Annotated in this window: 11 protein-coding genes; 4 read left to right on the top strand and 7 right to left on the bottom strand. The window is 70.3% G+C overall.

The features are described 5' to 3' along the window. Positions 1-59 precede the first annotated feature (59 nt). Positions 60-233 (bottom strand): hypothetical protein, encoded by a 174-nt coding sequence (locus J7F03_RS31105; RefSeq protein ID WP_214955357.1) that lies wholly within the window; start codon positions 231-233, stop codon positions 60-62. A 515-nt stretch (positions 234-748) separates the two neighbouring features. Here J7F03_RS31105 and J7F03_RS31100 point away from each other — a divergent pair. After that, positions 749-1,141, top strand: coding sequence for a hypothetical protein (locus tag J7F03_RS31100; RefSeq protein ID WP_214955355.1), 393 nt, complete (start codon positions 749-751; stop codon positions 1,139-1,141). A gap of 164 nt (positions 1,142-1,305) precedes the next feature. Here J7F03_RS31100 and J7F03_RS31095 read toward each other — a convergent pair whose 3' ends face one another. Then, positions 1,306-2,037 (bottom strand): hypothetical protein, encoded by a 732-nt coding sequence (locus J7F03_RS31095; RefSeq protein WP_214955353.1) that lies wholly within the window; start codon positions 2,035-2,037, stop codon positions 1,306-1,308. Between the two features lie 636 nt (positions 2,038-2,673). Next, on the bottom strand, positions 2,674-3,081 hold the full coding sequence (locus J7F03_RS31090) for a RidA family protein (protein ID WP_214955351.1): 408 nt from the start codon (positions 3,079-3,081) through the stop codon (positions 2,674-2,676). An 80-nt stretch (positions 3,082-3,161) separates the two neighbouring features. Between J7F03_RS31090 and J7F03_RS31085 the strand changes: the two genes are divergently transcribed. After that, the gene (locus J7F03_RS31085) at positions 3,162-3,806 is read left to right on the top strand and encodes a TetR/AcrR family transcriptional regulator (protein ID WP_214955348.1); all 645 of its coding nucleotides are present in this window, start codon (positions 3,162-3,164) and stop codon (positions 3,804-3,806) included. A gap of 781 nt (positions 3,807-4,587) precedes the next feature. On the opposite strand, the gene J7F03_RS31080 is transcribed toward J7F03_RS31085, so the two are convergent. Continuing rightward, positions 4,588-4,836, bottom strand: coding sequence for a hypothetical protein (locus J7F03_RS31080; RefSeq protein ID WP_214955346.1), 249 nt, complete (start codon positions 4,834-4,836; stop codon positions 4,588-4,590). 370 nt (positions 4,837-5,206) lie between these two features. Here J7F03_RS31080 and J7F03_RS31075 point away from each other — a divergent pair, with 370 nt between their 5' ends. Next, the gene (locus tag J7F03_RS31075; protein WP_214955344.1) at positions 5,207-5,764 is read left to right on the top strand and encodes a DUF1062 domain-containing protein; all 558 of its coding nucleotides are present in this window, start codon (positions 5,207-5,209) and stop codon (positions 5,762-5,764) included. A gap of 295 nt (positions 5,765-6,059) precedes the next feature. Here the strand turns inward: J7F03_RS31075 and J7F03_RS31070 are convergent, their stop codons facing one another. Continuing rightward, on the bottom strand, positions 6,060-6,335 hold the full coding sequence (locus J7F03_RS31070; RefSeq protein ID WP_214955342.1) for an isoamylase early set domain-containing protein: 276 nt from the start codon (positions 6,333-6,335) through the stop codon (positions 6,060-6,062). Positions 6,336-6,664: 329 nt separating this feature from the next. On the opposite strand from J7F03_RS31070, the gene J7F03_RS31065 reads away from it, so the two are divergent. Next, positions 6,665-10,195, top strand: coding sequence for an NB-ARC domain-containing protein (locus tag J7F03_RS31065; RefSeq protein WP_214955340.1), 3,531 nt, complete (start codon positions 6,665-6,667; stop codon positions 10,193-10,195). 46 nt (positions 10,196-10,241) lie between these two features. Here the strand turns inward: J7F03_RS31065 and J7F03_RS31060 are convergent, their stop codons facing one another. Then, positions 10,242-10,979 (bottom strand): neutral zinc metallopeptidase, encoded by a 738-nt coding sequence (locus tag J7F03_RS31060; RefSeq protein ID WP_214955338.1) that lies wholly within the window; start codon positions 10,977-10,979, stop codon positions 10,242-10,244. A 296-nt stretch (positions 10,980-11,275) separates the two neighbouring features. Then, entirely contained in the window at positions 11,276-12,655 is a 1,380-nt protein-coding gene (locus J7F03_RS31055; RefSeq protein WP_251072738.1) for a (2,3-dihydroxybenzoyl)adenylate synthase, read from the bottom strand. Between the last annotated feature and the right edge of the window lie 141 nt (positions 12,656-12,796).

Here is a 12,796-nt window from a genome sequence, read left to right as displayed (position 1 = left end):
AGCCGGCGACACCCGCACGGGAACTCGGATAACGGCACCAGGCCACCGCCGGCCGCGGCTCAGGACTCCTTGCCGGTCAGAATCCGGTCGGCAATGTAGTGCGGGCAGGTCCTGGCGTGCCAGGTGACCGTCCAACTGCCCTCCCGGGCGGCAAGGGTCCGCGCCGCGTCCGCGCTCGGGGCCGCCTTGCAGTAGGAACAGAGGACGGTCCGCGGCGGCCGAAGTGCATTCACCGCCCCGCCCCTTCCCTTGAGTCGCATCCCGGAAACCCGCCCGAACACGTCCACGTCTATCAAACCTGGACGCATCGCGCACCCATACCCGCCGGTACGCCCCGAGGAACCCGAGATCAGTGAGGTGGCTGGGCTGTGGCCTCAGCTGCGAGAGCAGGATGGAGAGGCCATCGGCGTGGATGTGGCCGGCGAGATTCTGGGCGATCTGACGCGTCTTGCCCGTGCCGCCGAAGGACAAGGTGCGAAGTGCCGCCCCCATGACGCCGCCGAGCGAGCTGCTGAGCAGGATGGGAGGCCAATTCGAACCCGAGGTCACCGGCATCACCGCACTCGTCGACACCGCATACCACCTATGGGGCCCCGCTCGCCGCGGTACTCGTGTACGCGGCACCGATCCGCCGGCGCCGCGGCCGCGACTCCGGTCGCCTGCTCCGGCGCGAGGTAGCCGGGCATGCCGATGACCGCTCCCGTCTGGGTGTGGGCTGAGCCGGGATCCGGACTTCGCCGACCGCTTCGTGCGGGAGATACGCGCCAACGACCGTGTGCGTTCCGCGTGGACGGTCTCGGTGGTGGACTTCAGCGCTCCGGGGGTGTCCCCGCAGTGGCTGGCGACGGAGTACGTCGCCGCGCCGTGGCCGGGCGACTGGGGGCACCGGCACCGGCACGGGCCGCTGGGCGCGCCGGCCCTGTGGTGCCTGGCCCGGGAGCTGTCGGCCGCGCTCGTGGCCGTACGGGCGGCGGGTGTGGTCCACCGGGACAAGAAGACGCCTCCGCGGAGCCGGAGGACGGAGTGGTACGGCGAAGAAGCGCGCCTCGCTGTCGGCCCGCGCGCCGTCGGGCAGCGGTGGGCGTGGGGCAGCGGTGGGCGTCGGGCAGCGGTGGGCGTCGGGCGTCGGGCCGAGCCTTGACCCGGGGCCGGCCGGCCGACCGGCCGAGGTGAGGCGATCGGGCCGCGCCGCGTCCGGCTCGGGGGACCCCCGGCCAACGCGCAGGCGGCGCCTGGTGTCGCGGCGGCCGCGGACGAGAAGCCGCGGCCGGGCCATGGCCCCGGTGATCGCGCCGAAGACCGCGGTCAGGCCGGGGCGTTCCAGGCCGTCGTCAGCCCGTCCAGCCACGCCGGCGGCAGCTCCGCGGCGTCCCACTCTTCCCGCAGCCCCTGCGGCGCGGCGACGAGCCGCTCCAGCACCGCGATGCTGGTGACGGAGTGGACGAGCGAATAGCGGCCGTGCACGGTGATGGCGCTGCCCGGGCCGAACGCCGCGAAGAGCCGCTCCAGCCGGGCCCGGTGGGCCGTGGCGAACTCGTTCAGCCGCCCGGCGTACACGGCCCGCCGCCGGGGGCTCATCGTGCCGAGGACGGCGACGAGCACCTCCTCGGTCACCTCCGGATCCAGTTCCGAGACCGCGGTGAACGACAGGTACAGAGGCGTCAGCGCCACCCGCGCCAGCTCCACCTCCATACGTCCGGCACGCGGATGCTCCCCGTCCGGGCCCTGCTCCCCGTCCGTCTCCACGACCCGTAGCAGGGTCCGCTCGGCGACGGCGCCGAGCTCCTCCAAGAGATGACCAGAGCCGTCGAGCCAGCCTGACTCGTACGCCTCGCCCTTGTCCCCCGGCGCGCTCCGGTCGCCACCGCTCAGCTCCTCGTGCGCGAGAGCCAGCGCACCCGCCTCTACGAGTCCGATCAGTTCCCGCGCATCACCGGAAGGGACCCCCGCCCGCGCGAGGAGCTGCAGCAGCGTCGTCCTCGCGTTGTCGACACTGACCTCGTCCGGCCACTGCCGTCCCTCGTCAGCCGTGCTCATCAGGCCCTCCTCATCACTCGGATAGTGCGCTGTGTCCAACGAGATCGCTCCCTTCGACGGTCCAACGCCCGACGGCCGGATCGTGCTCCCCGGAGGCGGGCTCCCTGGGCGGCGGCCAGGGAGCCCGCCTCCGGAGCACTGCGGCGGTCCGGGCCCGCCCCGGACACCACACCGCTCGCCGCTTCGCCATCACGGGAATCGCCGACGAGAAGCCCGATCCGACCCCACGTCACGATGCACTCCCGCGCAGCGAGCGTGGTCTGGGCAACAAGCGGGGAACGGCCGACCGGTCCCGACCGGGACACCTGCCGCCAGTCCGCCGCGGGACGCACCACAGACAGCAGCCCCACGTCCGGACCAAGTGGGTTCAAAGCTCGGCTCGACGGGACCGATCCGACCTGACCTCGTGCCACGGGTTCGTCCAGTTCCTCCGGCTCAAGGAAATCGGCAAGATCCGGGTCCAGGCCGTGTCGCTTCGCGCAGGTCGCGCTTCGGCCACCTGCCCCGGCTCGCTGTCACCGGCACAACTCTAACGACCCCCCGGCCGCGGCGGCTCCAGCACCGACCACTCGCCGGCCGTCGGATCCCCGACTCGACATGGCCAGACCTACGGTCTTCCTCCTGGCAGCGGTACGGCTATGCCATGACCGCGGTGGCTTCGACCTCGACCATGAGGTCCGGTTCCCCCAGCGCCGCGACGCCCAGCAGGGTGATCGGCTTGACCGGATCGATGCCCAGCTTCGCTGCCGCCCGGCCCACGCCCTCACCCAGCAGAGGCATTTTCTCGGGACTCCAGTCGACGACATAGACGGTCAGCTTCGCCACATCGTCGAAGGAGCCGCCGATCCCGGCCAGGGCGGTGGCGATATTGAGGTAGCACTGCTCGACCTGAGCTGCGAAGTCTCCTTCGCCCACGGGCCGGCCGTCGGCGTCGCGTGCGACCTGCCCCGCAAGGAACACCAGCTTCGATCCGGTGGCGACCGACATCTGCCGGTAGACCTCGGGCTTCGGCAACCCCTCGGGATTGACCAGCGTCACGGACATGAACGGCCTCTTCCTCTTGGCGTCAGGGATGACAAGATCAGCACCCATGAAAGCATAGCGATGCTATGTATTGTTGGGCCATGGCGAGGACGAAAGATCCAGCGGTCCGCTCCCTGCTGCTCGACCGGGCCGCACAGATGCTGCGGGCGAGGCAACCGGTCACACTCCGCACCCTGGTCGCAGGAACCGGAGTGTCAACGATGGCCGTCTACACCTACTTCGGCGGCATGGACGGCCTCTGGAAGGCGTTGCGGCAGGAAGGCTTCACGCGCCTTGCCGCCCGACTCGCGGCCGTCAAGATGTCCGCGGACCCGGTACGGGACCTCGCCGCGCTGGGGGCCGCCTACCTGGCCAACGCCTTGGAGAACCCCGACCTCTACCGCGTCATGTTCGACGTGGGCTTCGACCTCGAAGACACCGGCGCCTCGGACGAAACCCTGCACCGCCTCGTCCGCGCCATCGACCGGGCCAAGGCGACCGGCCGCTTCCGTGACGAGGTCGACCCGCTGGAACTGGCGACACAGAGCTGGACCATCGGCCACGGACTCGCCTCACTCGTCGCCACGGGCCCCCTGCCGCGCCAGGCGCTCGCTCACGGCGTGCCCGTACTGACCGCGCTGTTCACCAGCGCAGGAGACGAACCCGACCGATGCCGCCAATCGGTTGAGCGCGGTTGGGGACGGATGCCGCCGGCCGGGCCCGACTCTCGTGATCGCAGCGCCTAGGCCGAACTTCGCATAGGGGCCGAGATGATCCCGCCGTTGGCGGTGACCGATGCCCAACGGGCCGTGCTTGAAGGCCGGCTTCGACAGCATGCCGCGTGCCGCTGCCGTCGTCGAGCGTGAACGCACCCGTCCCATTACGCGCTACCTGCGCCTATTTGGGTGAAAACTCGGTGACGCTCTGCTCCTCTTGCCCCAAGGGGAGCCATGGTCTCTTCAGAGGGAACCGGCTCAAGAAGGGAATCCAACAGTGCATTTGAGGCGTACCGGAACGATCCTGGGCGCAGTCGCGCTGACCGTGCTGACAATCCCGGCCAACGCTCACGCTGCGGCAATCGCCTGTGGCGGAGGTACGTCGACCGGCCGCGTAGCCGTCAACGGCTGCATCAGTGCCCAGCGGGGATCTGCCGGCAGATTCCCCACGCGAGACATCACGGCGCACATCAAGGCGCGTAACACCGGCACAAAGGGACTCAATGTCTCCTACGAGGCGTTCTTCCGTGTTGTCGATGGTGGTCACTGGGAGAAGGTAGGCAGCGGTCGCGCCTACGTCCGCGCAGGCGAGGCCATCGGCCCTCTCGAAGTGGGAAGCACGACCCGAGTGTGCGGCCCCGTGAAGGTCGAGATCCGAGTACATGCCCGGGCCGACGGCGCTGCCTGGAGCGGCTGGTCCCCCGCATCCACGAAGCAATGCCAGACCTGATTGCCTGAGCGTCCCGGGCCGTCGGGCCGCGCTGCGTCTTGTCGCCGAACCGGCGCTGAGCGCCGCGGAGGGGCGGGCCGGCTACGTGAGGGCCTCGCGCCCGAGCTGGAGCCCGTGCGGGTCACCCGCGGCGCCCTGGGAGAGACCCCGCGCAAGCAGCGGGGCTGATGCGGAAAGCCGCGTCCGGTCACTCACACGACGTCTGGCACCAGCTCGGGCGACCCGGAAATGCCATACGGCCATCCGCTCGCGCCGGGCTTCGTCGATGACGGCCGGCACGTCGGCGGTGGCGAGTTCGGCATGGGTCTCCCGGTCGAGATGCTCCATCATTTCCGCGAGGTGGGGCCGCCGACCTCCGCCGCCTTCCAGGACCCTGCTCCGGGCACCATGTTGGCAGTCGGACCGAAGGTCTACGCCTACGTCGTCGGCGGCAGCGACCCGCATCCCGGTCCGACACCTACTCGGACGCTGACGAAGAGCAGAAGCACAGACCCGCACCTTCACGCGCCCCACCACCTGCCCGAAAATCAGTGGAGCCGCATTCCCGTGGGCCGTTACCGTTCTCCCGCCCACAGTCGCCCTGTCAAGGACGTGCCGTTGTACACCAAGTGAGACCCCCGAGCGCTGATCCGTCGCGCGTCGCACATGTGCGCCGCGCTCCTTTTCGCTGCGGTCTTCTCACTGGAACCGGTGTATTTCTGTGTCCGAAAACTGGGTGGTCGTGCCCACCTGCCTGCCGATAGTTCTCCGCCGTTGCCACAGGTGTGCCTCCGGGCGCTTCCTGGCGAACGGCAAATTCCGCGTCAACGCGAACCACAAGCTCCTCGACGCCTGGCTCCTCGCACTGTGCACCGAGTGCGGGGACACCACCAAGCTCACTGTCCTGGAGCGGATGAACGTGCGTTCCGTACGACCCGAGCTCCTGAACCTTCTGCACGACAACGACCCCGGCCTGGCAGCCGAACTGCTCCAGGACCCGGTCGTACGGCGCCGCAATCGCATCGCCCTCGACTGGGACAACGCCTGGCGCCTCGAAAGCGGCGCGCCGGGCCGGCCGCATCAGCCGGAGGGTGAGGCGATCGAGGTCTCGGTCCGCTTCGCGGCGCGGATCCCTGTGCGGCCGGTGCGACTGATCGCCGAAGGTTTCGGCCTTTCGCGAGCCGAGGTCGAGAGACTGCTCGACGAGGGGAACCTCGTGTCGACAGTCCGCCTGAGCGGCAAGCTCTCGGGCGACTTCACCTTCACGCTCAAGCGCTGAGTCCTGCGGCCCGGGGCCCGGGGCCTGTCCGGCAGTATCCGATCCGCCGGACGGGCCCCGATCCCGTGACTCGGTTCCATGACGGACCTCGACCTCGCCGACGCCAGCTCAGCCGGGAGCACGCTCGGCGGAATCCTTCTCGCGCGCCGCCAACGGGGTGCCCGGTTCGCTCGACTCACCCGTTGACCATGACCGAACCGGCGCGATCACCTCGCCGCCCCGTCGAACCGCTGGTCCGACCCATTCGGCGGCGAGGTCGGGGTGGACCGCTCGGGTACGGTCCGCCCCTCTCGGATCAGGTGTGGAGGAGGCTGTTGGTGCCGTCGTGGCCATCGGCGTGGTCCTCGTCGAACCAGTAGTCGCCCGCCGCCAGGTAGCGGAAGGAGTGCACGCTCTTGACCGGCAGGCGGACGGTGACGGCGCGCGTGCCGTCACTGCGCGGCTTCAGGTCGTGGGCGCCCGGCTTCCACTCGTTGAAGTCACCGACGACGCTGACCGGACCGGGCGGGGTGTCGGCCGGCAGAACGAAGGTGACCTGAGCGCGGTCCTTGAGCTGCTTGCGTTCGAGCATGGTGGAGGGCTCCTGGGGGAGGCTGGCTGTTTCGGCTCATCCTGCAGCCCTTCGGAGGACCGGCGCCGCCACACGCCCGGGGGCGCCTGTGCCTTCACCCGCCCGGCAGTGCGTAGGGCCGGGCTCAGGCTCGCGTGGCCCTGTCCACAACCCGGCTCCGGCAGCAACCTGCGCTGCCGGCCGGAAGTACGGGCCATGACTGACCCGTTCGCCCCTCGGGGGTGCGGTCCGTGATCCACCATGGGTACAGCGTGTTGCGAGGGTTTGCGAACCAAGGGCTCGGGGGGCGAGTGGTGCGGCGCAGAAGAGGGCACGCGTGGGGTGCTGCGGTGCTGGGGATCCTCGTGCCGGCCCTTGCGGCGGCGAGCGCCGTGGCCGTCAACGCCGCCACCTCGGTCGAGGCACCCTGGCCCTGGGGGCTGGAAGTCCTGCGCCGGAATCCGTGGGCGGCGACGGCCGTCCTCACGGTCGCCTGTATAGGAGCCGCACTCCTGACCCCCCTTCTTCAACGAGGCGGGGCTGCGGCCGGCTCCGACGACCCCCCGCCGCCGCCTCTGCCGGACATCCCCGACTGGGTGGTGGAGCGGCCCTCGGAAGCCGGCCGGATCGTCAAGGCCCTGTGCCGCAGGGGCGGCACCGTCGGGATCACCACCGCCCTCCACGGTGCCGGAGGCTTCGGAAAGACGACACTGGCGGATGTGGTCGCCCGCGACGAACGCGTGCAGAGGTTCTTCAGGGGCCGGGTGTACCGGATCACCCTCGGTCGGGACGTTCGCGACAGCGGCGCGATCGCCGCGAAGGTCAACGAGACCATTGGGTTCATCACCGGCCAGGAGTCCCGGCTCGAGGACCCGGCCCTCGCGGGCCAACATCTCGGTCGCCTCCTGGAGAAGCGCGGGCGGACGCTGCTCGTCATCGACGACGTCTGGGAGGAGGGCCACCTCGCGCCCTTCGTCGTCGGGGGCGGCAAGTGCGTCCGCCTTGTCACCACCAGGGTGGCGAGTGCGCTGCCCGACGGCGCCGCCCGCGTACGCGTGGATCAGATGTCCACCCGCCAGGCACATCGACTGCTCACCTGGGGGATCCCCGTCTTCCCCCCGGTCCTGGCCGAGCAGCTGTTGGCCGCCACGGGCCGGTGGCCCCTGCTCTTGCGTCTGATCAACCGCGTACTGAGTACCTCCGGCGCCGATCCCGCCGCGATCACCGCATCGGGCCACGAGGTCCTGGAGCGCCTACGGGGTTCCGGACCGGCCGCCCTCGACCATCTCGCGACGGCCGTGCTCGATCTGGACGACCCGCAGCAGCGGGCCCGTGCCGTCCGGGCAACGATCCGCGCGAGCACCGAGCTGCTTCCGGCTGGAGGTGAACAACGGATGCTGGAGTTGGGGATCTTCGCCGAGGACGAGATGTTGGCTCCTTCCCTGGCAGCGTCCCTGTGGCGGTCCACCGCGAACCTCGACTCGCTGGAAGGCCAAAGCCTCTTCCAGGACCTCGTCCGCCTGTCCTTGATCACCGAGCATCCAGAGCTTCCGGGCCGTCCCTTCGCGGTCCACGACGTCGTACGCGACTTCGCGCGCGCCGAGCTGGGACCGCAGCGGCTCACCACCGTCAACCGCGGCTTCGTCGACGCTCTCGCGGCCGGCCTTCCCACCGCCTCGGCCCTGCCGCCGAACGACCCTTCGCCCGTGCCTGCCTGGTGGCACCTGCCCGCCGAGGAGCACTACCTGTGGGACCACCTGCTCGGCCATCTGATCGCCGCCGGACAGCCGGACCAAGCCGAACATGTCGCCTGCGACCTCCGCTGGGCCGAGGCGAGACTGCTGCGCTCCGGACCTGGCTCCCCGCACGCGGACCTCTCCGCGGCCGGTACACCACGCGCCTTCGAGCAGCGGGCAACCTGGGTCCAGGTGATGCCTTTGCTCTCTCCCACGGAACCACGGAACGCCGTGCTGGACGTCCTGCGCACCGCGCTGTCCGACAGTCCGCACTGGGGGCCGCAGATCGCCCGGGCAACGCAGGATCCGTCGAGGGCGCGTCTGACAAGCCGCTGGCCGCTGCCCGACGTCCGCACGGACACTCTGCGCCGTACCTTTCCCGAGCGTGAGGACGGTCCGCACCCCGGTTTCGGCCCGGTCGCCCTGTCTCCCGACGGCACCAGGGTGATCGCCGGCGAAGTCGACGGCCATGTCGTGGTCTTGGACGCGGCCACCGGGCGCCGGCAGGCGGCCCACAAGGTCCATCGTCGGCGGCCCTCGGTCCTGGCCGTGAGTCCGGACGGCGCCTGGTGCGTGAGCGCGGCTTATCGCGAGGCTGCCCGGATGTGGTCCTTGGAGTCGGGACTCGACCGGCCGGGGATTCGGCGCCTGCCGAAGGAGGTCGAACACGTGGCGTTCAGCGGGGACGGAACGTGGTTCCTCACGCTCGGGCCCGCACTCGCAAGCCCATCGGGTGAACGGGGAAGACGCGTCGAGTTGTGGGACGCCTCGTCCGGCCGGTCTCTGGGACAGCTACCCGACCAGTGCACGACGTTCGCCATCTCCCCCAACAGCACCTGGATCGTGACCGGACATCCCGACGGCAGGATCGCCCTCTGGGATGTCGCGTCGAAGGAGCAGCGCGCGGGCTTCGCACTCCCCAACGGCGGCGTGAGCGCGCTCGCGGTCTCCCCCGATGCGACGTGGATCGCTGCCGGCTCCAGCAACAACAGGCTGCGGATCCTGGACGCGGCCGACGGCTCCCTCCGCGCCGAACTCACCCTGCCGGACTGGGACAACGGGTACCACCACTTCGTGCCGGGGGTGGCAGCGGTGGCGATCGCCCCGGACGGCAGCTGGCTCGCCGCCGGCAACCACGCCCGCAAGGTCGTGCTGTGGACACGCGGCACGGACACTTGGCGGCGGACCTTGTCCACGCAGGTCGAGGTCGACTCCTTGGCGATCTCCCCGGACAGCAGTTGGTTCGTCGTAGGCGGCGGGGAGGGCAGGCCTGAGCTCTGGGAGGCGGCCGCCGTCCCCACGACCGGCGCCCAGACACCACACTCCGGATCCCGCACAGCAGTCCTCCTCACCGCCGACCGCACCCGAATCGTCACCGCCGGGGACGATGGAGTGAATACATGGGATCCGGTGACGGGAAGCGGGACCCCCGACCGGCAATTCGCGGGCCGTCTGCTCGCCGTCTCCCCCGACGGACGGCTGCTCGCCGCTGCCGACGCACGTCGGGTACGCCTGTGGCAGACCGGCTCGGCCCTGCCCCTGATCAACATCAGTCAGGACCATCCCGTGCTCGCGCTGGCCATTCGGCCTGACGGCGGTCTGACGTTCGTCAGCAGCGGTGACGACCGGGTACGCCTGTGGGATGCGCGGACCATCGGGCTGCTCCGCGAGATCCCCGTATCAGCCACAGCCAGTCCGGTGGTCTCCCGGGACGGCCGATGGCTCGCCATGGACAACGCGGCGCGCGGCACCCGGATCTGGGACCTGGCGGCCGATCGGCTTCACGGCGAGGCCGCCGTACGGGGAAGGCCCGTCGGGTTCAGCCACGACGGCACCCGGCTGGCCATCGCGAGGGACGGCTCCGTCACGGTCTGGGACGTCCCCGGCGACGCGGCAATCGCCGAACTCACAGCCACGGACGCCCTGATCCAGCGGGCCTCCTTCTCCCAGGACGGCGCGCACATGGCCGCCGTCGCCAAGAACATGCTGTCGGTCTGGCACCTTGACGCCCCACAGCCGGTCGCGGCCACCCGCACCCCCCGCGCGCTCGTCGACTGCGTATGGCTCGAGGACGGCACGGGAATCGCCGCGACGGGGGTCGGAGGTCTCTACGTTCTCGATTTCCAGCCGGCTTCGCGACGGTGACGGCGGCCTGCGGTGAAGCCGTATCCCTGTGCACACCGCAGGTGGACTACTTCCCATACGTGGACGTGCAGGCGATCGGCTGTCCCGGTCCGTAGCTGCCCGTGCCGCTGTAGCCGATGCGCAGAGCCCGCACGCGCTCCTCGGGCGTGCCGTGGTCTGCCGGACCGCCCGGGGCGTCGCCGATCGCCTCCAGAGCGGCTTCCGCCTCGGCGAAGTCGCCGTCGTCGAGGTATCCCGACCGGTAGGCGGTCGCCGCCCACACGCCCGCCATGCAGTCCGCGATCAGCTCGGTCCACGGCGCTGTGAACTCGGGGTAGGTGAAGCCCTTCTCCTTGTACTGAAGCCGTAGCTCGTCGACGATGTGGTGGCCGAACTCGTGGGCCGTGATGATGGCGGCGGCGAAGTCTCCGCCCGTCTTGGACGGACGGCCGAGGACTGTCCCCGTCCACATCTTCTGCATGGTGAGCACCGGTAGGTAGATCGCGCCGCGGAAACCGGCTTGCCGCTCGTCCTTCGAGCAGTAGAACGCGTTCGGGGTGTCGGCGGTGACTACGAGCGGCGCCTCCTGGCCCGGGTAGGCGCACTGGCTCTCCGCCGCGGGCTGACCGGGGCTGATGATCGTGTAGGTTACGCGCGGCGTGTCGAGCCCCAGCTGCTTGAAGTAGTCAGTCCAGACCCTGTTGGCGTCCAGGACGATGTCCGCGAGGTAGGACTCCACGGTCTGCGGGCTCGACGAGTTGGGGTCGCTGCGCGGAGCGGCGGCGCCCTGCGGAGCAACCGGCACGCTCCGGTCGGTCAGATCACCGTTGAAATCAGGGGCGCCGGTGTCGTTCGCCGCGCTCGGGTACGGTCGCCGAGACGGCGGCCGTACCCGAGCGCGGCGACGCCCACGGCCAGGAGGCCGGCCGCCAGCGCCGTCCGCACACATCTCTTCATACTTCCGGTCTACGCCCGTCCGGCCGCACCAGCCTCGCGCCCGCCGCCGAACGGGTGACACCGACCGCGTGGGAGGAGGTCCGGTATGCCCCCCCCGAGCGGTATCGGAACGGATCGCTCCCCCGGCTGTCTGGGTCTTCGTGGTCAATCCCGCAGCGGGACGTCCTTGAGGCGGCCGGTGGTCACCACCAGGTTGCCGTCCGGGGTGCGCCGCGCGAGGTCGCCGGTGCGGAAGTAGCCGTCGGTGGTGAAGGAGCGAGCGTTGTGGTCGGGCGCCCGGTAGTAGCCCCGCAGGGTGTACGGACCGCGGGCGAGGAGTTCGCCGGGCTCCCCGTCGGACACGTCCTTGCCGTCGACGTCGACAATGCGGATCTCATCGTCGGGCGAGAGCGGGCGGCCCTGCGTGGTGAGCACGGTCTCGTCCGGATCTGCGGGCCGGGTGAGAGTGAGCAGCCCCTCAGCCATGCCGAAGACCTGCTGCAGGCGACAGCCCAATTCGGGGCCCATCCTTTCGGCGGTCGCCCGGCGCAAGGGCGCGCCGCCGATCTGTACGAGGCGCAAACTGCTCAAGTCGGCCTGGAGCGTGGGAAGTACGTCGAGCCAGAGCTGGGCGACGGCGGGCACCACCGACGTGATGGTGACCCGCTCTCGTCCCATGACCGAGATGCCTTCGGCGGGTCCGGGGTTCTCGACCAGGACGACGGTGCCGCCGACGGAGAGGGTACCGACGATGCCGGGGCAGCCGAACGTGAAGTTGGACTCGGCGGGCAGCGCGGCGAGATACACGTCGTTCTCGGTGAGCGACACCAGCTCGGCGGCGGCCCGCACCTGGTAGGCGTAGTCGTTGTGGGTGCGCGGAACGAGCTTGGGCGCCGCGGTGGTACCGCCGGAGAGCAGGAAGAACGCCACCTGGTCGGCGCTCTGGGCAAGCGCCGGCTCGGGCGGGGCGTCGATGGAGCCCAGCGGGCTGTACTGGCAGCCCGCCGGGTCGGTCGTAAGGCCGCCGTACGGGGACGCGGCACCCGGCGCCTCAAGGGTGAACACCCGCCGCAGGAAGGGCCCTTGGGCCGCGATGTCCGCGACCATGGCCGTGTGGTCGAAGCCCTGGTACGTGGAGGGGCCGACGTAGCCGACGGCCTGGGCGACCCGCACGACGTGGGACACCTCGGACGCGCGGTGCGAGACCGGGCAGAACACGGGGACCAGGCCGGCGCGCATCAGCGCGAACACGGTGATGACGAACTCGGGAACGTTCGGCAGCTGGACGACGACCCGTTGCCCGGGCCGGAGGCCGCGCAGCCGGAACCCGGCGGCCATGCGGTCCACGCGCCGGTTCAGTTGCGCGTACGTGATGCGGGTGCCGCTGCCGCTGTCGGTGTACACGAGCGCGGTCCGCGGTCCGTACTGCAGGGCCCAGCCGCGCAGCAGGTTGTCCAGCGTATAGCCACGCCAGTGCCCGGCCGCCCAGTAGCGGTCGACGAACTCCTCGGGCCAGGGCGCGCAGCCGTCGAGCATGGATGCCATTCGCTTCCTTCTCTACCAGTTGAGGGCCCGTCCAGCGCGCAACCCCGTCGTCTTGATCTTGACGATCCAATCCGTGACGACCTCCATACGCAATGAGCTTTCCAAACCATGGACGCGGAAATCCATCAGCAGAAAGCCCAA

This window comes from Streptomyces sp. ISL-43 (assembly GCF_018614195.1).
Lineage (GTDB): Bacteria > Actinomycetota > Actinomycetes > Streptomycetales > Streptomycetaceae > Streptomyces.
Note: the sequence above shows the minus strand (reverse complement) of the source record. Positions and strands in the feature narration are given on the sequence as shown.

Coding starts and splice junctions, on each gene's coding strand:
- J7F03_RS31090 (WP_214955351.1), bottom strand. CDS start 3,081: ATGTCCGTGACGCTGGTCAATCCCGAGGGGTTGCCGAAGCCCGAGGTC.
- J7F03_RS31095 (WP_214955353.1), bottom strand. CDS start 2,037: ATGAGCACGGCTGACGAGGGACGGCAGTGGCCGGACGAGGTCAGTGTC.
- J7F03_RS31085 (WP_214955348.1), top strand. CDS start 3,162: ATGGCGAGGACGAAAGATCCAGCGGTCCGCTCCCTGCTGCTCGACCGG.
- J7F03_RS31070 (WP_214955342.1), bottom strand. CDS start 6,335: ATGCTCGAACGCAAGCAGCTCAAGGACCGCGCTCAGGTCACCTTCGTT.
- J7F03_RS31055 (WP_251072738.1), bottom strand. CDS start 12,655: ATGGCATCCATGCTCGACGGCTGCGCGCCCTGGCCCGAGGAGTTCGTC.
- J7F03_RS31080 (WP_214955346.1), bottom strand. CDS start 4,836: ATGATGGAGCATCTCGACCGGGAGACCCATGCCGAACTCGCCACCGCC.